The sequence below is a fragment of the Ruegeria sp. CDSA241 genome, from assembly GCF_059611265.1.
In genome coordinates this window covers 32,768-50,209 of the sequence record NZ_JBXWPF010000006.1, presented here as the reverse complement: position 1 = coordinate 50,209, position 17,442 = coordinate 32,768, and the positions used below count along the sequence as shown (strand labels likewise).

At 54.2% G+C, this 17,442-nt stretch carries 18 protein-coding genes; 9 read left to right on the top strand and 9 right to left on the bottom strand.

Annotation, left to right across the window (positions count from 1 at the left end):
* Positions 1 to 19 precede the first annotated feature (19 nt).
* The 8 genes from eutB (at position 20) to AC2FJV_RS07080 (ending at position 9,873) form a co-directional block, all read left to right on the top strand.
* Positions 20 to 1,009, top strand: coding sequence for a hydroxyectoine utilization dehydratase EutB (eutB, locus tag AC2FJV_RS07115; RefSeq protein WP_496713207.1), 990 nt, complete (start codon positions 20 to 22; stop codon positions 1,007 to 1,009).
* 1 nt (position 1,010) lies between these two features.
* Positions 1,011 to 2,003 (top strand): ectoine utilization protein EutC, encoded by a 993-nt coding sequence (eutC, locus tag AC2FJV_RS07110; RefSeq protein WP_496713205.1) that lies wholly within the window; start codon positions 1,011 to 1,013, stop codon positions 2,001 to 2,003.
* Between the two features lie 15 nt (positions 2,004 to 2,018).
* The gene (gene doeA, locus AC2FJV_RS07105) at positions 2,019 to 3,206 is read left to right on the top strand and encodes an ectoine hydrolase DoeA (RefSeq protein WP_496701207.1); all 1,188 of its coding nucleotides are present in this window, start codon (positions 2,019 to 2,021) and stop codon (positions 3,204 to 3,206) included.
* Between the two features lie 3 nt (positions 3,207 to 3,209).
* Positions 3,210 to 4,202 (top strand): N(2)-acetyl-L-2,4-diaminobutanoate deacetylase DoeB, encoded by a 993-nt coding sequence (gene doeB / locus AC2FJV_RS07100; RefSeq protein WP_281973141.1) that lies wholly within the window; start codon positions 3,210 to 3,212, stop codon positions 4,200 to 4,202.
* Positions 4,203 to 4,225: 23 nt separating this feature from the next.
* Positions 4,226 to 4,708, top strand: a complete 483-nt coding sequence (locus AC2FJV_RS07095) for an Lrp/AsnC family transcriptional regulator (RefSeq protein ID WP_281995534.1) — start codon at positions 4,226 to 4,228, stop codon at positions 4,706 to 4,708.
* A gap of 112 nt (positions 4,709 to 4,820) precedes the next feature.
* On the top strand, positions 4,821 to 6,296 hold the full coding sequence (locus tag AC2FJV_RS07090) for an NAD-dependent succinate-semialdehyde dehydrogenase (RefSeq protein WP_496713202.1): 1,476 nt from the start codon (positions 4,821 to 4,823) through the stop codon (positions 6,294 to 6,296).
* 11 nt (positions 6,297 to 6,307) lie between these two features.
* Entirely contained in the window at positions 6,308 to 7,681 is a 1,374-nt protein-coding gene (locus tag AC2FJV_RS07085) for an aspartate aminotransferase family protein (RefSeq protein WP_271950065.1), read from the top strand.
* Positions 7,682 to 8,499: 818 nt separating this feature from the next.
* Complete coding sequence (locus tag AC2FJV_RS07080; RefSeq protein WP_496708061.1) at positions 8,500 to 9,873, top strand: hypothetical protein; 1,374 nt, start codon at positions 8,500 to 8,502, stop codon at positions 9,871 to 9,873.
* Between the two features lie 414 nt (positions 9,874 to 10,287).
* Here AC2FJV_RS07080 and AC2FJV_RS07075 read toward each other — a convergent pair whose 3' ends face one another.
* From AC2FJV_RS07075 to AC2FJV_RS07065, 3 genes are all read right to left on the bottom strand, one after another.
* On the bottom strand, positions 10,288 to 10,683 hold the full coding sequence (locus AC2FJV_RS07075) for a thermonuclease family protein (protein WP_496713200.1): 396 nt from the start codon (positions 10,681 to 10,683) through the stop codon (positions 10,288 to 10,290).
* 23 nt (positions 10,684 to 10,706) lie between these two features.
* Entirely contained in the window at positions 10,707 to 10,841 is a 135-nt protein-coding gene (locus AC2FJV_RS07070) for a hypothetical protein (RefSeq protein ID WP_496713198.1), read from the bottom strand.
* 644 nt (positions 10,842 to 11,485) lie between these two features.
* Entirely contained in the window at positions 11,486 to 12,766 is a 1,281-nt protein-coding gene (locus tag AC2FJV_RS07065) for a hypothetical protein (protein ID WP_170617633.1), read from the bottom strand.
* 392 nt (positions 12,767 to 13,158) lie between these two features.
* On the opposite strand from AC2FJV_RS07065, the gene AC2FJV_RS07060 reads away from it, so the two are divergent.
* On the top strand, positions 13,159 to 13,779 hold the full coding sequence (locus AC2FJV_RS07060) for a thermonuclease family protein (protein ID WP_271950424.1): 621 nt from the start codon (positions 13,159 to 13,161) through the stop codon (positions 13,777 to 13,779).
* A 106-nt stretch (positions 13,780 to 13,885) separates the two neighbouring features.
* On the opposite strand, the gene AC2FJV_RS07055 is transcribed toward AC2FJV_RS07060, so the two are convergent.
* The 6 genes from AC2FJV_RS07055 to AC2FJV_RS07030 form a co-directional block, all read right to left on the bottom strand.
* Positions 13,886 to 14,167, bottom strand: coding sequence for a hypothetical protein (locus tag AC2FJV_RS07055; protein ID WP_496713196.1), 282 nt, complete (start codon positions 14,165 to 14,167; stop codon positions 13,886 to 13,888).
* 41 nt (positions 14,168 to 14,208) lie between these two features.
* Complete coding sequence (locus AC2FJV_RS07050) at positions 14,209 to 14,832, bottom strand: hypothetical protein (RefSeq protein WP_496713194.1); 624 nt, start codon at positions 14,830 to 14,832, stop codon at positions 14,209 to 14,211.
* Between the two features lie 151 nt (positions 14,833 to 14,983).
* A complete protein-coding gene (locus AC2FJV_RS07045) occupies positions 14,984 to 15,460 on the bottom strand; it encodes a peptidoglycan recognition protein family protein (RefSeq protein WP_496713192.1) in 477 nt (158 codons plus the stop codon).
* Positions 15,393 to 15,707 (bottom strand): hypothetical protein, encoded by a 315-nt coding sequence (locus tag AC2FJV_RS07040; protein ID WP_496713190.1) that lies wholly within the window; start codon positions 15,705 to 15,707, stop codon positions 15,393 to 15,395. Before AC2FJV_RS07040 ends, AC2FJV_RS07045 begins: the two co-directional genes overlap by 68 nt.
* 145 nt (positions 15,708 to 15,852) lie before the next feature.
* Positions 15,853 to 16,617 carry a hypothetical protein gene (locus AC2FJV_RS07035; RefSeq protein ID WP_496713188.1) on the bottom strand — a complete coding sequence of 255 codons (765 nt, stop codon included), beginning with the start codon at positions 16,615 to 16,617 and terminating at the stop codon, positions 15,853 to 15,855.
* A gap of 28 nt (positions 16,618 to 16,645) precedes the next feature.
* Complete coding sequence (locus AC2FJV_RS07030; RefSeq protein WP_496713186.1) at positions 16,646 to 17,320, bottom strand: hypothetical protein; 675 nt, start codon at positions 17,318 to 17,320, stop codon at positions 16,646 to 16,648.
* Positions 17,321 to 17,442 lie beyond the last annotated feature (122 nt).

Sequence of the window (17,442 nt, the reverse complement as noted above, 5' to 3'; positions counted from 1 at the left end):
AAGAAAGTCAGGACAAGAGATGAGCTCTGAAATCACACTTCAGGATAGTTTTGCTGCGCGCGCGCGGATCGCACAGTCGATCCGGGTCACGCCGACGGTGTCGTCAAACGGGCTCAACAAAGCCACCGGCGGTGATATTCGCCTCAAGCTGGAGCAAGGCCAGATTACCGGCAGTTTCAAGCTGCGCGGGGCATCCAATGCTGTGTTGTCACTTAGCGATGCGCAGCGCGCCAAAGGTGTGGTGGGTGTATCGACGGGCAATCACGGGCGCGGTTTGGCCTATGCGGCAAAGCAGGCCGGGGTGCGGTGCATCATCTGCATGTCCGAGCTGGTTCCACAAAACAAAGTGGATGGGATCAAGGCGCAGGGCGCAGAGGTGCGCATTGTCGGGCGTTCTCAGGATGACGCACAGGTAGAAGTTGACAGGCTGGTCGCCGATGGGATGGTCATGCTTCCCCCGTTTGATCATCGCGATATCATTGCCGGGCAAAGCACCGTTGCACTGGAAATGCTGGAACAATCCCCGGATCTTGAAACGGTTCTGGTGCCGCTGTCGGGCGGCGGACTGATTTCCGGCGTCGGGATGGTGATGAAGGCGGTTAATCCGCAGGTCCGCGTTATCGGAATTTCGATGGAGCGCGGGGCGGCTATGTATGAAAGCCAGAAGGCAGGGAAACCGGTTCTGGTCGAAGAACTGTCGACACTGGCCGACTCGCTGGGCGGTGGGGTTGGATTGGACAACCAGCACACTTTTGCCATGACTCGTGCCGTTGTCGATGATCTGATTTTGGTGACCGAGACCGAGATCGCTGCTGCCATCCGCCTCGCCTATTGGCAGGAACGTCAGATCATTGAAGGGTCCGGCAGTGTCGGCATTGCCGCGCTTCTGGCGGGAAAAATCAAAGACCCAGGTCGGTGCGTCGCGCTGATCTCGGGGCAAAACATCGACATGCAACTGCATCACCGGATCATTTCCGGTGAAGATGTAGATGTGACGGCGGAGGACTAGAATGGCGCAGATTAAAATTCTGACAGAAACCGAATTGCGCGATCTGGTGCCGCTCGATATCGATGCAGTGGACTGCATCGAACAGGGTTTTTCGACACTGGCCGGGGGCAAAGTGGTCATGCCGCCAATCATGACACTGATGGTTCCAGATCATAACGGTGAGGTATGTGTAAAGTCCGCCTATGTCCCGGGCATCGACAGCTTTGCCATGAAGATGAGTCCTGGCTTTTTCGATAATCCCAAGCTGGGCCTGCCCAGCACATCAGGCTTGATGGTGCTATTCTCAAGCACCACTGGCGTTCTGGAAGCTTTGCTTCTGGATAATGGTTATCTCACGGATGTGCGCACCGCCGCTGCGGGAGCGGTATCTGCGCGCCACCTTGCACGCGCGGATGCGACACGCGCGTGTATCATCGGTGCTGGTGTGCAGGCGAAGCTACAACTAAAGGCGCTGACCCTTGTGCGCGGAATCGAAAGCGCTGTGATCTGGGCGCGGGATGCGGCCAAGGCCGAAACCTTGGCTTCCAGCCTTCGCGAAGAACTTGGGGTCGACGTCACGGCCAGCACTGATAGGGCGGGTGCCGTGTCCTCGGCAGATATCATCGTCACGACAACCCTTTCGGACATTCCGCTGATCAAAGCGGACTGGCTGCAACCGGGGCAGCTTGTCATTGCGATGGGTTCGGATCAGGAACACAAGGTCGAGCTTGACCCGGGTTGTCTTGCCAAGGCAACGCTCTATGTGCCCGACAGCCAAGCCCAATGCGCCCTCAAAGGCGAGCTGCGCAGCGCCATTGCGGTGGGCATTTTCCCGGCTGATGGCAGGTTTGCTGAACTGGGTGATATCACCTCCGACAAGGCGCCGGGGCGACAATCCGACAGTGACATCATTATTGCTGACCTGACAGGTACGGGTGTCCAGGATACCGCCATTGCCACGCTTGCTCGCCAGCGCGCGGAAAACTCAGGCAAAGGCACCACGTTTTCAAGCTAACAACGGATTAATTCTATGCCAGAACCAAAACTCCACTTCTCACGCGATGAGTTCAGCCAGCGCATTGCAAAAACCCGCGCCGCCATGGCCGAACGTGGGCTTGACCTTCTGATCGTGACGGACCCTTCGAACATGAACTGGTTGACCGGCTATGACGGTTGGTCTTTTTACGTGCATCAATGCGTAGTGCTGAGTCTCACTGGCGAGCCGGTCTGGTACGGCCGTGGACAAGATGCCAATGGCGCGCTTCGCACCTGCTTTATGGATCCCGCCAATATCATCGGTTACCCGGACCATTATGTACAATCCACCGAACGTCACCCGATGGATTACCTGTCGGCACAGCTGGCCGATCGTAAGCTGGATAAGGGCCATATCGGCGTTGAGATGGACAACTACTGGTTCACAGCTGCGGCCTTTGCCGCGCTACAGCACCACATGCCAAATGCCAAATTTTCCGATGCGACTGCGTTGGTCAACTGGCAGCGCGCGGTAAAATCTGAAACCGAGCTGGAATACATGCGCCAAGCAGGCCGCATTGTGGGCCGTATGCATGAACGTATCTTTGAAAAGGTCGAGCCGGGCATCCGCAAATGCGATCTGGTGGCGGAAATCTATGATGCGGCCTTACGCTATGACGCACAGATCGGTGCGGGCGGAGACTATCCCGCGCTGGTGCCACTTTTGCCCTCAGGCGCGGATGCCTCAGCCCCGCATTTGACATGGGACGATCAACCAATGAAATCCGGCGAAGGCACGTTTTTCGAGATCGCAGGTGTCGTCAAACGCTACCACTGCCCGCTGTCGCGCACGGTCTTCCTTGGAAAGCCCACGCAAACATTCCTCGACGCTGAAAAGGCTGTGCTTGAGGGCATGGAGGCCGGGCTGGAGGCTGCAAAAGAGGGCAACCTCTGCGAGGATGTCGCCATTGCCTTCTTCAGCGTGCTAAAGAAATACGGGATCACCAAAGATAACCGCACCGGTTACCCGATCGGTGTCAGCTACCCGCCTGACTGGGGCGAACGGACCTTCTCGCTTCGTCCCGGCGACAAGACGATTCTGCAGGAGAACATGACCCTGCATTTCATGACCGGCCTCTGGATGGAGGATTGGGGTTTTGAGATTACTGAAAGCATCCGCATCACCAGAACCGGCCATGAGTGCCTGGCCAACGTGCCCCGCAAAATGGTTGTGAAGGACTGAGTAATGACACCCAACCCAATTTCCCCGACGATCCCGCTGGATAGCGATGGTATCCACCACGGTTTCCTACGGCTGCCTTACAGCCGGGATGACAGTGCATGGGGGTCAATTATGATCCCGCTAACGGTTATCAAAAACGGAGATGGGCCTACGGCTTTGCTGACCGGCGCCAACCATGGCGATGAATATGAAGGGCCCGTGGCGTTGCAAGAACTGACGGTTACGCTAAAGCCCGAGGACATCACCGGACGTGTGATCATCGTGCCTGCCTTCAATTATCCCGCTTATCGCGCCGGGTTACGCACGTCCCCCATCGACAAAGGCAATATGAACCGTGCCTTTCCGGGCCGGCCAGATGGCACCCCAACCGAAAAGATTGCCGACTATTTCCAGCGCGTTCTTTTGCCAATGGCCGATATTGCGGTGGATTTTCACTCGGGCGGAAAAACGCTGGATTTCGTGCCCTTCGCGGCGGCCCATATCCTTGAAGATAAAGCCAATGAAGCGGCCTGTTTCGCCGCGATGGCCGCCTTTAACGCCCCCTATTCGGTGCAGCTACTGGAGATCGACAATGTCGGAATGTACGACACCGCGGTCGAAGATATGGGTAAGGTTCTGGTTTCAACAGAATTGGGCGGTGGTGGCTCTGCCACAGCCAAGTCGATTGCCGTTGCAAAAAAGGGCCTGCGCAATGTGCTGATCCACGCAGGAATTCTGAAGGGCGAGATGCAGATTGATCCAACCGTGCGCCTGGATATGCCCGATGGTGACTGCTTTGTTTTCTCGGAAGACGATGGCCTCTACGAGCCGATGGTTGATCTTGGTGAACAGGTCAGCCAAGGCGATGTTGTGGCCCGCGTTTGGCCCGTTGATCGCACCGGGATTGCCCCGATTGAATACCGTGCCAAAGTTGCGGGCCTTTTGATCAGTCGCCACTTTCCCGGTCTCATCAAAGCGGGCGATTGCGCGGCGGTGATCGGGTTGAAAGTTGGATAACTTTATTCCCCGGAGGTGAGACCATGCGGCTCGACGCCCGCGATCTGGATATTCTACGGGTGCTTTCAACCGACGGGCGCATCACAAAAACGGCTTTGGCCGACCGCGTTGGCCTGTCGCCCACCCCCTGCTGGGAGCGGCTGAAAAAGTTGGAAAAAGCCGGGTTGATCAAGCGATATAGAGCCGAGATCAACCTGCGCAAACTTGGGCCACATGTAACTGTCTTTGTTGCGGCCGAACTGTCCGATCATACCGCTGCCAGCTTTCAGGCTTTTGAGGCCGCAATGCAACGCTATGAAGAAGTGTTGGCCTGCTGGGCGCTTGGCGGAGGATTTGATTACATCCTGCAAATAGTGACGCGCGATATCGATGCCTATCAACGCCTGATTGATGAAATGCTCAATGCTGACATAGGTCTGGAAAAATATTTTACCTATATTGTCACCAAACGAGTGAAGGGGCAGGGCGTTCCGCCGATTTCCCTCATTGCTGGATGGCAGGAGTAACCCTCTGCCTGAGAGATGATTTACAGCAGAATACTCTGCTTTGGACCCGAAATTTGGTCTCATCCTTCGCCTGAAATACCCGAGGTTGTCTGGCAACAAGGGAGAGGCATCCATGAAAAACACCGCACTTTCTGCGCGCGATGATATTGCTGACAAATCTTTGGTGCGCAGTTTTTCCTATGTGAATGGTAAATGGTGCGCAGCTGCGTCGGGGTATGCTATCCGCGTCACTGATCCGGCAACTGGCGATGTTATCGGTGAGGCCGCCAGCCTTTCGGCAGAGGAATCCTCTGCCGCCGTGGATGCGGCACAGGCCGCCTTTCCGACCTGGTCGGGCCTCTTGCCACAAGACCGATCCGCCATTCTGCGCCGTTGGTTCGACCTGATGCTGCACCACAAAGAAGATCTGGCACGGATCATGGTACTGGAACAGGGCAAGCCCCTGTCCGAGGCGCGCGGTGAAATTGATTATGCCGCGTCTTTTGTAGAATTCTACGCCGAAGAGGCCAAGCGACCCAATGTTGAAGGCGTCACCAGCCATCTGCCCGATGCCGAGGTCGAGGTTTGGCTAGAGCCGGTTGGGGTGGTGGCAATGATCACACCGTGGAATTTCCCTGCTGCCATGCTGACCCGCAAAGCAGCAGCAGCCATGGCAGTGGGATGTACGGTTGTGGCTCACCCCTCAGGTGAAACCCCGTTTTCGGCCCTCGCGTTGGCTGAATTGGCGGAAAAGGCGGGTATTCCGGCGGGCGTGTTCAACGTGGTCACCGGCCAGGCCTCGACCGTGGTCGAACCTTGGACGAAAGACACCCGTGTTCGGGCACTCTCGTTCACAGGCTCCACCGAAATCGGACGGTTACTTTACCGTCAGTCCGCCGACACAGTGAAAAAACTTGTAATGGAACTAGGCGGGCATGCACCGGTGATTGTGTTCAAAGGGGCCGATCTTGAAATTGCGGTTTCTGAAACGATCAAGGCCAAATTCGCCACATCCGGGCAGGACTGTCTTGGCGCCAATCGGATATTTGTGGAGCGCTCAATTTACGACGCATTCTGCTCGCAGTTCACCGAAGCGACCCGCAGGCTGTCCCTTGGCATCGGTATGGACGACCCCGACATCGGCCCTTTGATGAATGAAAAGGCGGTTCAAAAGCAGGCAGAACATGTCGCCGATGCGCTGGCCAAGGGGGCCAAACTGGCGTGCGGAGGTGCAAGGGCCCCTCTCGGCCCGCTGTTTTATCAGCCCACGGTTCTGACCGACGTGCCCGCCGATGCCGTGCTTATGTCAGAGGAAACATTTGGCCCTGTGGCGGCCATTGCGCCCTTTGATACCGAAGAAGAGGTGATCGCCCGGGCCAATGACACCGAATACGGTTTGGTTGCATATCTGCACAGCCATGACCCACGCCGTATTTACCGCGTATCTCGTGCATTGCAATTTGGCATGGTGGCGGTGAATCGCACCAAGGTCACCGGCGCGCCGATCCCCTTTGGCGGCACCAAACAATCCGGTCTGGGCCGTGAAGGGGCAAGGCGGGGAATGGAAGAGTTTACCGAAATCAAATATGTCTGCCGCGACTGGGCATGAGGAGTGAAAAGATGCTGAAGAACGATCAACTTGACCAATGGGACCGCGAGAACTTTTTCCATCCCTCCACTCATCTGGCCCAGCACGCGCGGGGCGAAACAGCGACCCGTGTGATCAAAACCGCAAGCGGGGTCCATATCGAAGACCGTGATGGTACCAAATTGCTGGACGCCTTTGCAGGACTTTATTGCGTGAATGTGGGCTATGGCCGTCAGGAAATTGCCGAAGCGATTGCGGATCAAGCCCGCGAGTTGGCCTATTATCATTCCTACGTAGGCCACGGCACAGAAGCCTCCATCACCCTGTCCAAGATGATCCTTGATCGCGCGCCTTCGAACATGTCCAAGGTCTATTTCGGCCTGGGCGGTTCAGATGCAAATGAGACCAACGTCAAATTAATATGGTATTACAACAATATCCTGGGCCGCCCCGAAAAGAAAAAGATCATCTCGCGCTGGCGAGGGTATCATGGCTCGGGCCTTGTCACCGGGTCGCTGACTGGGCTGGAACTATTCCACAAAAAGTTCGATCTGCCGCTCACGCAGGTGGTTCATACCGAAGCGCCCTATTATTTCCGCCGAGATAATCTGGACCAAAGCGAAGCCGAATTCGTCGCGCATTGCGTTACTGAACTGGAGGCGCTGATTGAACGTGAAGGCGCTGATACAATCGCCGCGTTTATTGGCGAGCCGGTGTTGGGAACCGGCGGTATCGTGCCCCCGCCCGAAGGCTACTGGGCCGCCATCCAGGCCGTATTGCGCAAGCATGACATCCTGTTGGTTGCCGATGAAGTTGTGACCGGGTTTGGCCGCCTGGGCAGCATGTTCGGGTCGGAGCATTACGGCTTGGAATCCGATATCATCACCATCGCCAAAGGCCTCACCTCGGCCTACGCGCCGCTGTCTGGTTCGATTGTTTCTGAAAAAGTGTGGAAGGTGCTGGAACAGGGCACGGATGAAAACGGCGCCATCGGCCACGGCTGGACCTATTCGGCACACCCGATCGGGGCCGCGGCCGGTGTGGCAAACCTCAAACTGATTGATGATCTGAACCTGATCGAAAACGCAGGCAAAGTCGGCGCTTATCTGAAGCAGTCGATGAAGGATGCACTGTCAGCACACGCCAATGTCGGCGATGTGCGCGGCGAAGGAATGTTGTGCGCGGTCGAGTTCGTGAAGGATAAAGATAGCCGCACCTTCTTTGACTCCGCGGACAAGATCGGCCCGCAAGTCTCAGCCGCTCTTTTGGCACAGGATAAGGTCATCGCACGCGCTATGCCGCAAGGCGACATCTTGGGCTTCGCGCCACCGTTTTGCCTGAGTCGTGAAGAAGCTGATACCGTCGTCGCCGCAACTCTGCGCGCGGTTACAGCAGTATTAGGCTAGGGGATGTCTGTCTCGCCCACCCTTGGCTGAGTGGATAGTGGTCGACATTACCGCATCAAACTCCGGGGTGGGCGCAGCACTCGATTGAGACCGCTTTGATTTGGCAATATTGCCTGGATCAGGCCGCAATTCCAAGATTCCTTACTACAAGGCCCAATCCGGTCAAAGCGGCCAGGATTGAAACTTGAAACCAGCACACGTCACTATTGTCGCAATGTGCTACAGACCAGATGATTATCAATCATGGGTAGAGCGGCGGAAAAATCCGCAACGTGTGGGTTGCCTTTCCTGTAGCCAGACAGACGATGAAGCAGGAAGAGCTCAAGCTGAAGTTGGAAGACTTCGAAGTTCCGCAAAGGAATTTTGAAGAGATGTTGGAACCGGTCGCCGAAATTCTGTCAAAATCTTGGAAAGTATGGAAAAAAAGCGACTATAGGGGCAAGAGAGCGCTGCTTAGAATGCAATTTGTTCAGAAGGGAAGTTACTCTTCCAAATCGGATCTTCGAACCGGAGAATTATCTTTTCTATTCAGAGTCTTAAGTGACGCAAAATATCTGAATGAGGTTTTGGTGGAGCCTAGGGGATGCGATCCTGAGGTGATAGGTTTCAATTAAATCAGTGACTTACGTATACTCTACATCTTGCGCTGTAACAGCCTACTGTAACACCATTTATTTGTGCAGCCGCGCAGGAACCCTCTCCAAATAGTTGTTAGCAAAAGACTCCACAAAACCGAACCTGCACATTATATTGTGTCAGCTCCTTTGGGGGTCGGAAAATGTAGGTATAAAACACAATATTTAAACAAGGCGGACAGAATGGAAGATATTGACCTGAGTAAAGCAACTGAGAAACTTCAGCAGGTTCGTGACCTGCCAGTCAAGCAGGTCACTGAATTACCATTTGAGTTGCAGAGTAAACGATCAAACAAAACAACAAAACTGGTCGCCAACTCCGGTAGTGACACATCCATGAGCGGCGCAAACCGTTGGTTCGAATTCAGTTTTACTGAACCTGTTTTCCTTTGCGACGTTGTTGTCACGATGGAAAACTATAGCTCTTACGATACTTTCGAGTTCAGATGGGATTTAGCGCAAGAGGGCCAAGCATCTCAGGATATCGCGCGAGCATCAGATACAACCTATCATGCAACAATAAATCAACTTGTGACGGCAGTAGCCTTTAAGCCGCCAAAGAAACTCTTTGCCGGTAACAAAGTAATAAACAGCATCAAACTGGTTGGCTTCCAAATTGATGAGTTGGAAGATTTTGTTCAACTAGTAACGCGGTTGGATCGGTTCAGAAATGACATCCAAGCTGTAAGCGTGAAGGCCCTCGACAACGCCACTGAGGCTAACGAAAACCTCGAAGAACTCAGGCAAGAAAGAGACCAGATTGCCAGTGACGTAGCTGCATCAAACAAAGAAGTGACCAATCTTAACAACGAAATCGGGCGGCTCACCGAACAGCGCAACGGGCTAGTAGCGGATGTTAACAAGCGCGAAGAAACAATCACAAAACTTGATGAGCAAGAAGAAACGATAAAGGAGCGAATTGCCGAACGCAATTCTGAACGTACTGGCCTTGCAGGGTTGATCGCGGAGCAAAGACAGGAACTCCGGTCACTGCAAGATGACATCAACATGTTCCCCACTGAAATTAGTGGTTTCGTAGGTCAAGCAGTTCAGAGTACGAAAACGTATTGGCGGCTTTCTTGGATACCGATTTTGATATTGGTCGTTATCACAAGTCTGCTTGTATTTAATGCGGCCAATTTGACGACCGTCGTAGATGAACAAGACAACGCGCGTATCTTCTCTATTCTTATAACACGTATGCCGTATGTCATAATTTCAACTGCGATTATTGGGGCGGCATATAAGCTTGCAGCGTTATTCGTTGCGGAAATCATGCGCATCAATCAACAACGACTGAACCTGTCAAAGATTAGCATTATCGCGACTGATGTTTCGAAGGCATCGGAAGAAGGACTTGATGGATTGACTGACGATGACATCTATGAATTAAGAACTCGCTTAAAAATGGATATGCTTAGGGATCACATGAAAGATTACTTGTCCAAGAGCTTTCTTCCTTCAAATAGGAAGGCTGTGGACGAAAGCCACCAACGAGGAGGCGACTCTACTGAGGACGAACTATCCGTTCAAACAGAAGAAACCGTCGGATCTTGAGTCCTGACGTATTCTTTCCCTCCTGTAGATGTACTTGAAAAATGAAGGAAGCCGCATTGGCTCCCTCCAAGTTCACTCAACGCCCCTCCTTAAGCAAATCCTCAAACGTCCTACGCCGTACCCGCACAGTTCCACGCCCAGTATTCACCGGGAACAACTCACGGTTCCGCCTGACTTGCTCCTGACCGAATTCACTGAAAGCAGATCAACTTTTTGATCGCAACGCACGAAGTTTGTCCGCAATGTCCGGGCCAGCACTCAAGCCCCAACCTATACCAATTATCGTGAACACAAAGACACCCGCTACAGCCACGAATGGACCGCCAACGATCCCTGTTCCACTGCCAACCAATAACCCAATAATTCCACCAGTGATTCCACCCACAAACCTAGATTTTCTCATATCTACAGTCCTTACCTACAGTATCCAGCCCGCTTCAAACGAGACTTAGCAGCCGGGGTTTCCAAGTGCCTGTATCGCCCACCCGAGTACCTCGCGCAATCCAGAGCATGCCCCGCCGCAATCACGGCAGCACCAATGTCTTGTCCGTCCGCATAACAAACGCCCACCCAACGATCATAGGTGCGCTCACCATTGAGTTTGCACTCGATGCTCTTGCCGCGAAGAAAGTTCACCATCCAGCGTTTAGCATCCTGACCAGAAAGTGTGCCAAGCTCCGGGGCGTCCACACCGTTCAAACGGACGGGAGTGCCATCGACAACGATCGTGTCTGCGTCGCGTACTTGGAGGCCACCAGCGGCGGCAGTAGTGGCGAAAAATGCCAAGGCAATGGTTAGCTTCTTGAACAAGGCGAAGTCCTCGGTGTCTCGTGTTAGTCGATAATTTGGGTCGCTATGCGGGTATCTACTAGTTCTTCCTCGATAAGCGCATAGATTTCCTCGGGTGGGGTGTTCAGTGAGAACAGCATCAGTGACGGGTCCACACCCAGGTCAATCAGATGCTGCATCGTCGCTCCTTGCCCCTTTTGGATACCCTCTACGGCGAAAACGACAGGTATTAAGCGAGGCTGGTCGTAGTAGTGCTGATGCATACCCACTATGCCGCGAAGTGAAACTATGCGTTCCTCGCCGCCTGCTAGGATGTAAGGGCAAGAGGACACGCACATCGCGCCAGCGAGAACGGCAGAAGCCAGCTCAGCCTCTCTAACTTTCTTACCGATGGACAATGCCTCTGAAACCACTCCTCCTGGACTGTGAAGAGCCACTAGGTCAGGCTTCTCCTGCATGTCCGACAAGTACGAAGCGAAGCGAGACGAGTCATCCACCTCTATCTGACCGCTGAGTAGAAGTACCCTCCCTAGTCCTTCGACTTCCTGAACCGAGAAGTCCAATCGGTTTGGAAAAGCCTCAGGTACGGGGACGTCTAGTGGCCCGTCTTGAGGCACAAGCGATGGATCACTGCGATCAGTTCGATATTCTCTGCGCTGATCACCGGGAGATACAGGCCCTGTTGGGAGTTCAACGCGCTCTTTGAATGGGCTGGGAATGACGCCAAGAACGTCCGACGCTATTAGAACGCCCGCAATCGCTAGCTGCAAAATCAGAACATAGCGCAGCCCAGAGCGTGGATTGAGACGACGTAGCAGGCCCATCATGCTTCATCTTTTTGCGGCGCGGCTCGGTTGAGGATGGCCGCATCTGCCACACCCATAGTTGCCTCGACGTCCTTCATGGCGTTCATCGCGGCTCTCAGATCAGCCAGTGTCAGCGTGTCCTCGATGCTCATACCGTCTTTACCGCTGCGTATGGCCGCCTGAGTGATTGCCAGCACGAACACCAAAACAGCGGGTAGCAAGTCGATAGCTATAGCTCCGGCCCAAGATGGGACGAAGTTGTGGGCGTACTTGATTACCGCATCGGCGCTAGAAATCGGGTTGTATGCCGTCTCGATGGGCGGCTCCATGTCCAATACCTCGTCAGCGGCGTTCTTGAGTGTCTTGCTGCGTTGGTCCAGCGCATTCAAAACGGAGTTGATTGTGGACGATTGCGCATCTCGCACGTCGGAACTGCGCCCATCAAGCTCTGGAAGTACGACCGAGGATGGCAGGTCCTCGGCAGCACGAGCAACAAGTGGTGCCACGCTGTACTGGTTGAGGCGCGAGATAACACCCGCCAGCTTCACGCTTTCCTCGGAGAACTGAACCGAACGGCGATCCACTGGACCGGGGGCTACAGTAAGCTCGCGCATCTTTGCGAGGATTTCGTTGCCTTGTTGGAAGGCTTCCTCGATAGGTTCTTGCTGCGCCGCGATCTGCTCTTCAAGGTTTCGTAACTCCTCAGCTTTTTGTGTCAGCACACGAAACACGGCACCCCGACCGGCGGTACCTGAGAGGTCTCCGGACTGCTCGAGTTCAGCCAGTTCTTCAAAACTCTGGCGGGCGCGTTCCACCTCGCGACCCAACGCTTGACCACTCAGAGCTATATCGTGAGCTTGCTCAAGAGCAGCTTGGTAGTCACGGACAGTGTTTTCCAAGTGTTGTTCGACCGCCGCCGAGCCTGCGAGTGCGGCTGCGTTAAGCCAGCTAGACATGGCGATAATGGCGACAGAGCCAACAATCGTGGAGATGGTCAGACCAATGAAACCACTGGCCGTACGCATTGAAGGCAACAAACGGAGCATGTAGCTCCAAAAGACGAAGATGCCGACAGAGACGGCGATTGAGTACGCAACCGCTGCGAAGAATGAGACTGCGCCGTTGTCTTCGAGCAATGAGGACACGCCGAGATAGGTGTAAATACCAGATGCAATGGCCAGAACACCCAAGGCTGCGGGCGTAAACGTGTCTAACCACGCTAGATGACCTTCTAGTTCTTTAGCGGTCCGAAGTCCCTTTGCTTCCTCAGCCGTCAAGCGATCCTTGTTCTCCGTCATATTGCGTCTTGCTCCACTCTCATCACGCGATAGTTCGTCACTTAATCATTCATTAAGACTTTTCACCCTGGGTTGCACATCTGGACGTTATGAATTGATTGCTTGCGCGAAGCTGCCATTCTTTTGTGAGTTTCCGCCAACTTGCGCCACCTGTCCTAGTAGACGTGAAAAATAGGAACTAACTGAAATTCCGGTTGTTATTCTGGGAGTATGAGTAAGTAGAGATCAGTTGCCTGGCTGACCCGCGCTTGAATGCGCTTAGCGGGGTAAACTCATCACATCTCTCTAAGTGAATGTGAAGTGTCCCTAGCATATCAACCCGAACGTATGCTTGGGTCGATCATGATCCAGTATGAAAATTTTGATTGAACTAACTATTGGAGGCCTGTCTCGTGGAAATCTTGATAGTTTTGGGTTTGGTTTTGGCTGGCGCGGTGTATTTGGCAGTTCGCAGCAACAGGCCTGACGACACAACTACTCCCCCAAGCCGACCTGGTTTGCACAAAAAACCTAGATTAGCCACGAACCAAGGACAGCGCACGTCGCAGCCTCAGCGTTTTGATCCTGACCATAGGATACCTAAACCCGACTTCACGATACTATCGGGTTCAGCCTACGTTGTAGATGGTGATACACTGGTCATTAAGAAAACACAGATTCGTCTGTTTGGTGTCGATGCTCCCGAGATGAACCATCCCTATGGAAAGAAGGCGAAATGGGCGCTCGTTTCGCTCTGTAAGGGTCAAAAAATTAGGGCGGAAGTGACCGAGCAAGACACCCACGGACGGACTGTTGCAAAGTGCTACCTTGAGGACGGCCGTGATCTATCCGCTGAAATGGTCAAACTTGGCCTCGCGATTGACTGGCCAAAATTTTCAGGCGGAAGGTACCAATCAATGGAAATGCCTGATGCCCGAAAAAAGCTCTGGCTGGCAAACGCAAGACAAAATGGACATATGGGGTTGTGGAAGCAGTACGAAGAGAAGCAAGCCGCCCGTAAGCTGAAGAACTGACGGCACACCAGCAACGGCTTCAAAGTCTGTGCCAGTTTGGGCGACCAAAGGGGTTCTTCCCGAGCCGCCCCGAATATGTGTTGTTAGGTTGTGAACCAATCCACCCTCACCTCAGGTCCTCCGGCATTATCAGACCACAACTTCGGGCAATCCTGCGAACGTCATTGACCATTGATGCGTAGCCCTCATCCAGAACAGACACGATGTCGGCGCGTTCACCGCGACCGGGGGCAATCATCTGGTTAGGATTTGCAGCTGTGATCTGGTCAGCTTCTTCTCGCATCTCTTGGCGCACCTGACGGATACCCGCGAGAATAGACAGAGTGCGCTGCCAGCTTTCGCTATCATCGGTCAGCGGTCCCGGAGTGGTGTTGGTTTTGGTTGTCATAGTTTCTGGTCCTGTGTGTCGTTGTTGATTGTGGTGGTGGTTCATCGAACATTGATAAGTCTGGCGATCTGGTCCGCCCGGTGGGCCGTGAGTTCACCTCGAGCATTCTCAGCGATAGCCTTGGCGTAGAACCGTCGAGCCGTGTCCGACGCTGTGGTCTCGCTATAGCCAATAGCGTCAGCAACCTTGTCCTCGGGCATGCTAGGGCTGACCTCGGGTTTCTTCGCGGTGATCTCGGGTTTGACATAGGGGTCTAAGCCCAAAACCAACCGAGCAGCATCGCGGCTCTGGTCGATCTCATCTTGGCAGCGACCGTTGAAAGCACGGCCAGCGATCTTGAGAACGTGTTTGGCTTGATCCAGCGTCGGGTCTTCATCTCGAGCGCGGAGCTTAGCCTTCTTGATCGTCGGCAGGATCGATGGATCGGGCATGCCGGACTTGGCGACGTGTTCGAGGAATAGCCTTTCGAACTCTCTGGGTGTCAGTGATGAGGGCTTGGGTTTGCCGAAGGTGTCCAAGAGTTTCTTGGCATGTATCATCGGTCGCTTGGCTTGTGCGATCTGGTCGATCAGCGCATCTCGGCGTTTACCTTTGCGGAGTTTGCTGTTCTCAATGAAGTGTTGGGTCGCCTTTTTGGCGGATGCAGGGACTGTCTCTACGGACATATGCTAGGTTCCTTGATTGCGGGGATGGTGCGAAAGCTGAGGACGTGAGAACGCCTTCTGTAACCCCTTGAGGGAACAGGGTTTCTCAACCACAATTTTCTGATTTTCCGTGGGAATGGGTGATCGTACGTTTCGCCGGGAAACGAGGGATTTAATGAGGGCCTGTTGTCATCGCTTCGTTGCGGTCGAGGTGTTCTTCGAGTTCAGCCTCGGCGGCCTCGGTTTGCTCGTGTTGCTGATGGGCATATTTCTCGAGGCTCTCATCGATCTCGAGTACGGCACCGAGTGTATCCGCAAGCCTCTGGTAAAGGGCTTCAAGGGCGCCACGTTGGGCTGACGTGAGGGTCTCAGAGAACTTACCGGTCTCCCGGTCTCGACCTCCAATTACTCCGATCTGTATGTTCTGCGTTCCGTTAAAGTCGCGATCCATCGCCCCTATGGTCAATGGCGGGCGACACACTTCTATCGTGCCGTCCAGCAAAACGAGAAAATGCCAACCGATCCCCAAACGTCCAATCCTCGCGTGTTCGATGTCAATGAGGGCTGCATCGATCCGTGGGTCAGGTGGGTGTCCGGTGTAACGGATGAACAAACCTGTGGTTTTCTCGCGGGGCAACGTAGCGAACATCGTTGTTCGCAGGTATGTATCGGCTCTCTTGATGTTCAACATTGGTGTTTGGTCCTGTCTTCACACGTTCTGCCCATGCTTCGAGTTCACTGAGCGTCAACTGCCCGGTTCCAGTTGGTGAACGACCCTCTTCAATCAGATCGACGGTTGCATAGAGGTAGTCCGGGTCAGCGCAGGCGCGGGGTTGGATACGGTTCAGGACCAGATCGATGTCTGTGTCCCAAACCATGTCGGTTAAGCTGGTCATGTTCTTGTCATTCATTCTTGCAACCCCGACAGGTGAACCGCAGTTATCCTCGCAGTTCACCCTCGGGTGTCACTGGTCTGGGCTGGGTGTCGAACCTGCCGGGGTCGTGGCTGGCAATGGTAGCGAGCCATCACCAAGCAGAAGGTCAGTGACCAAGCTGTTCACGGATATGCTGCGCGAACTCGGCCCATGTGATGCCATCGGCGCGACCCGCTGCCCGGTCCACGGCGAACTGGCGGACGCATCGATCAACACCGGTATGCGTGTCTGATGCATGTTTCAGGAAGTCGAAGCCATCTTGTCCAAGTTCCTGCATGGCACTCTGGGTTGCGGCCTCGGTGATTGTGCTTTGGATATTCGAGAACATGGCGCGGGTGTCACCATCCACGTCTAGTTCCGATACGGACCCATCAGCCAGACCGCGCATGGTTTCAGTGACCTCATCGACTGACATTCCTGACATAGCAATCTGTCCGAACGCTGCTTCATATGTCTGAGCCTCGCCCATCGACATGATGCTGTCATCAAGCGAGGCGTTGAGACCATCGATCACGGAGTCGAACTCAGCATGACCTGTGTCGCTACCATTGGGTTCTTCGGGCGTCTCGTCGACCGCCGAACTATGTTCCTGCGCTGCCCTTTGAGCCGCGCCAATCGACAGACCTTCATCAAAGACGGTGTTGAGCAAGCCGAGTTCCTTGGCTTGGGCAACTTTCATCGACATGCCCTGTACGTCGATCACGTCGCTGTCTTTGAGATCACCCTGAGAATGAACGTCGCGTTGCATGTTGTTGGTAACACGGGCGACAACGCCACCGCTCGTGTATTCTGCACTTGAAGCGTAAGACTTGGATGACGGCATTGTTTGTATGGTGGCATCTCCGCCACCGAGGGTTACTCTTTCAACCATGTTTCTTGGGTCCTTTGCGTGGGGTTGATTAGTGGAGACCGAGTTCGATCTCGGCCAGTTGTTGTGACGTTGGTGGGTTTTGGGTTTCTACAAAAGGCAGGCCGTCGATTGCCTTGCCTTCATCAAGGCTCATTAGGTGTACCGGGCAGAGCCTTGAGATTGCCTCGACCGAGTATCCGCGAAGTCGAATGCGGGAATACGCGAGGACGAGACGCAACTTCGTGTCATCGTCCAAGTCTCTTTCGTGTATCTGCGAAAGCGCGGAGACTTGTCCGTCCCTTGCGCATAGTTCCAGGAAGGCCACGCCGATGGTGCTTTCCTTTATCTTGGTGGTCATCTTGCGGGTTCCTTTGGGTTTCGCGCTGCTGCGTTCATCGAGCGTTGCCTCGAGTATCTCGACCTTGTTCTTCCATCGGGCGAGCGTCTCTTCTGCTTTGATGATCTCGCGTTGTTCCGGGGTGAGTTCTGCTTGGCCGATCCCAAGGTCTTCGGCGCACGAGATGCAGTTGTATTCATCGCCGAACGGGGCGGGGAACTTTGCGTCACACGAGATGCAGGTCTTGTAGGTAATCCTGCGGTTCTCATCGATGCAGGTCTCGCACCTCGAGGCTTTGGGCTTGTGGGTTTCGTGGTCCGCACCACATGCGTTGCAGGTCTTAAGGTACATCTGCGGGGGTGGCTTCTTCGACTTGGCAACGGGCATCGTCGTGGTCCTTACGTGTCAAACAGCCAATCCGTAGACGGCATCGGTGGTGCTTGCATTGCTGCGTTGGGTTTGGCCGGGGGTGTCGGTCGGGGTGTGAGATCGGACACCGGCTCGATGCC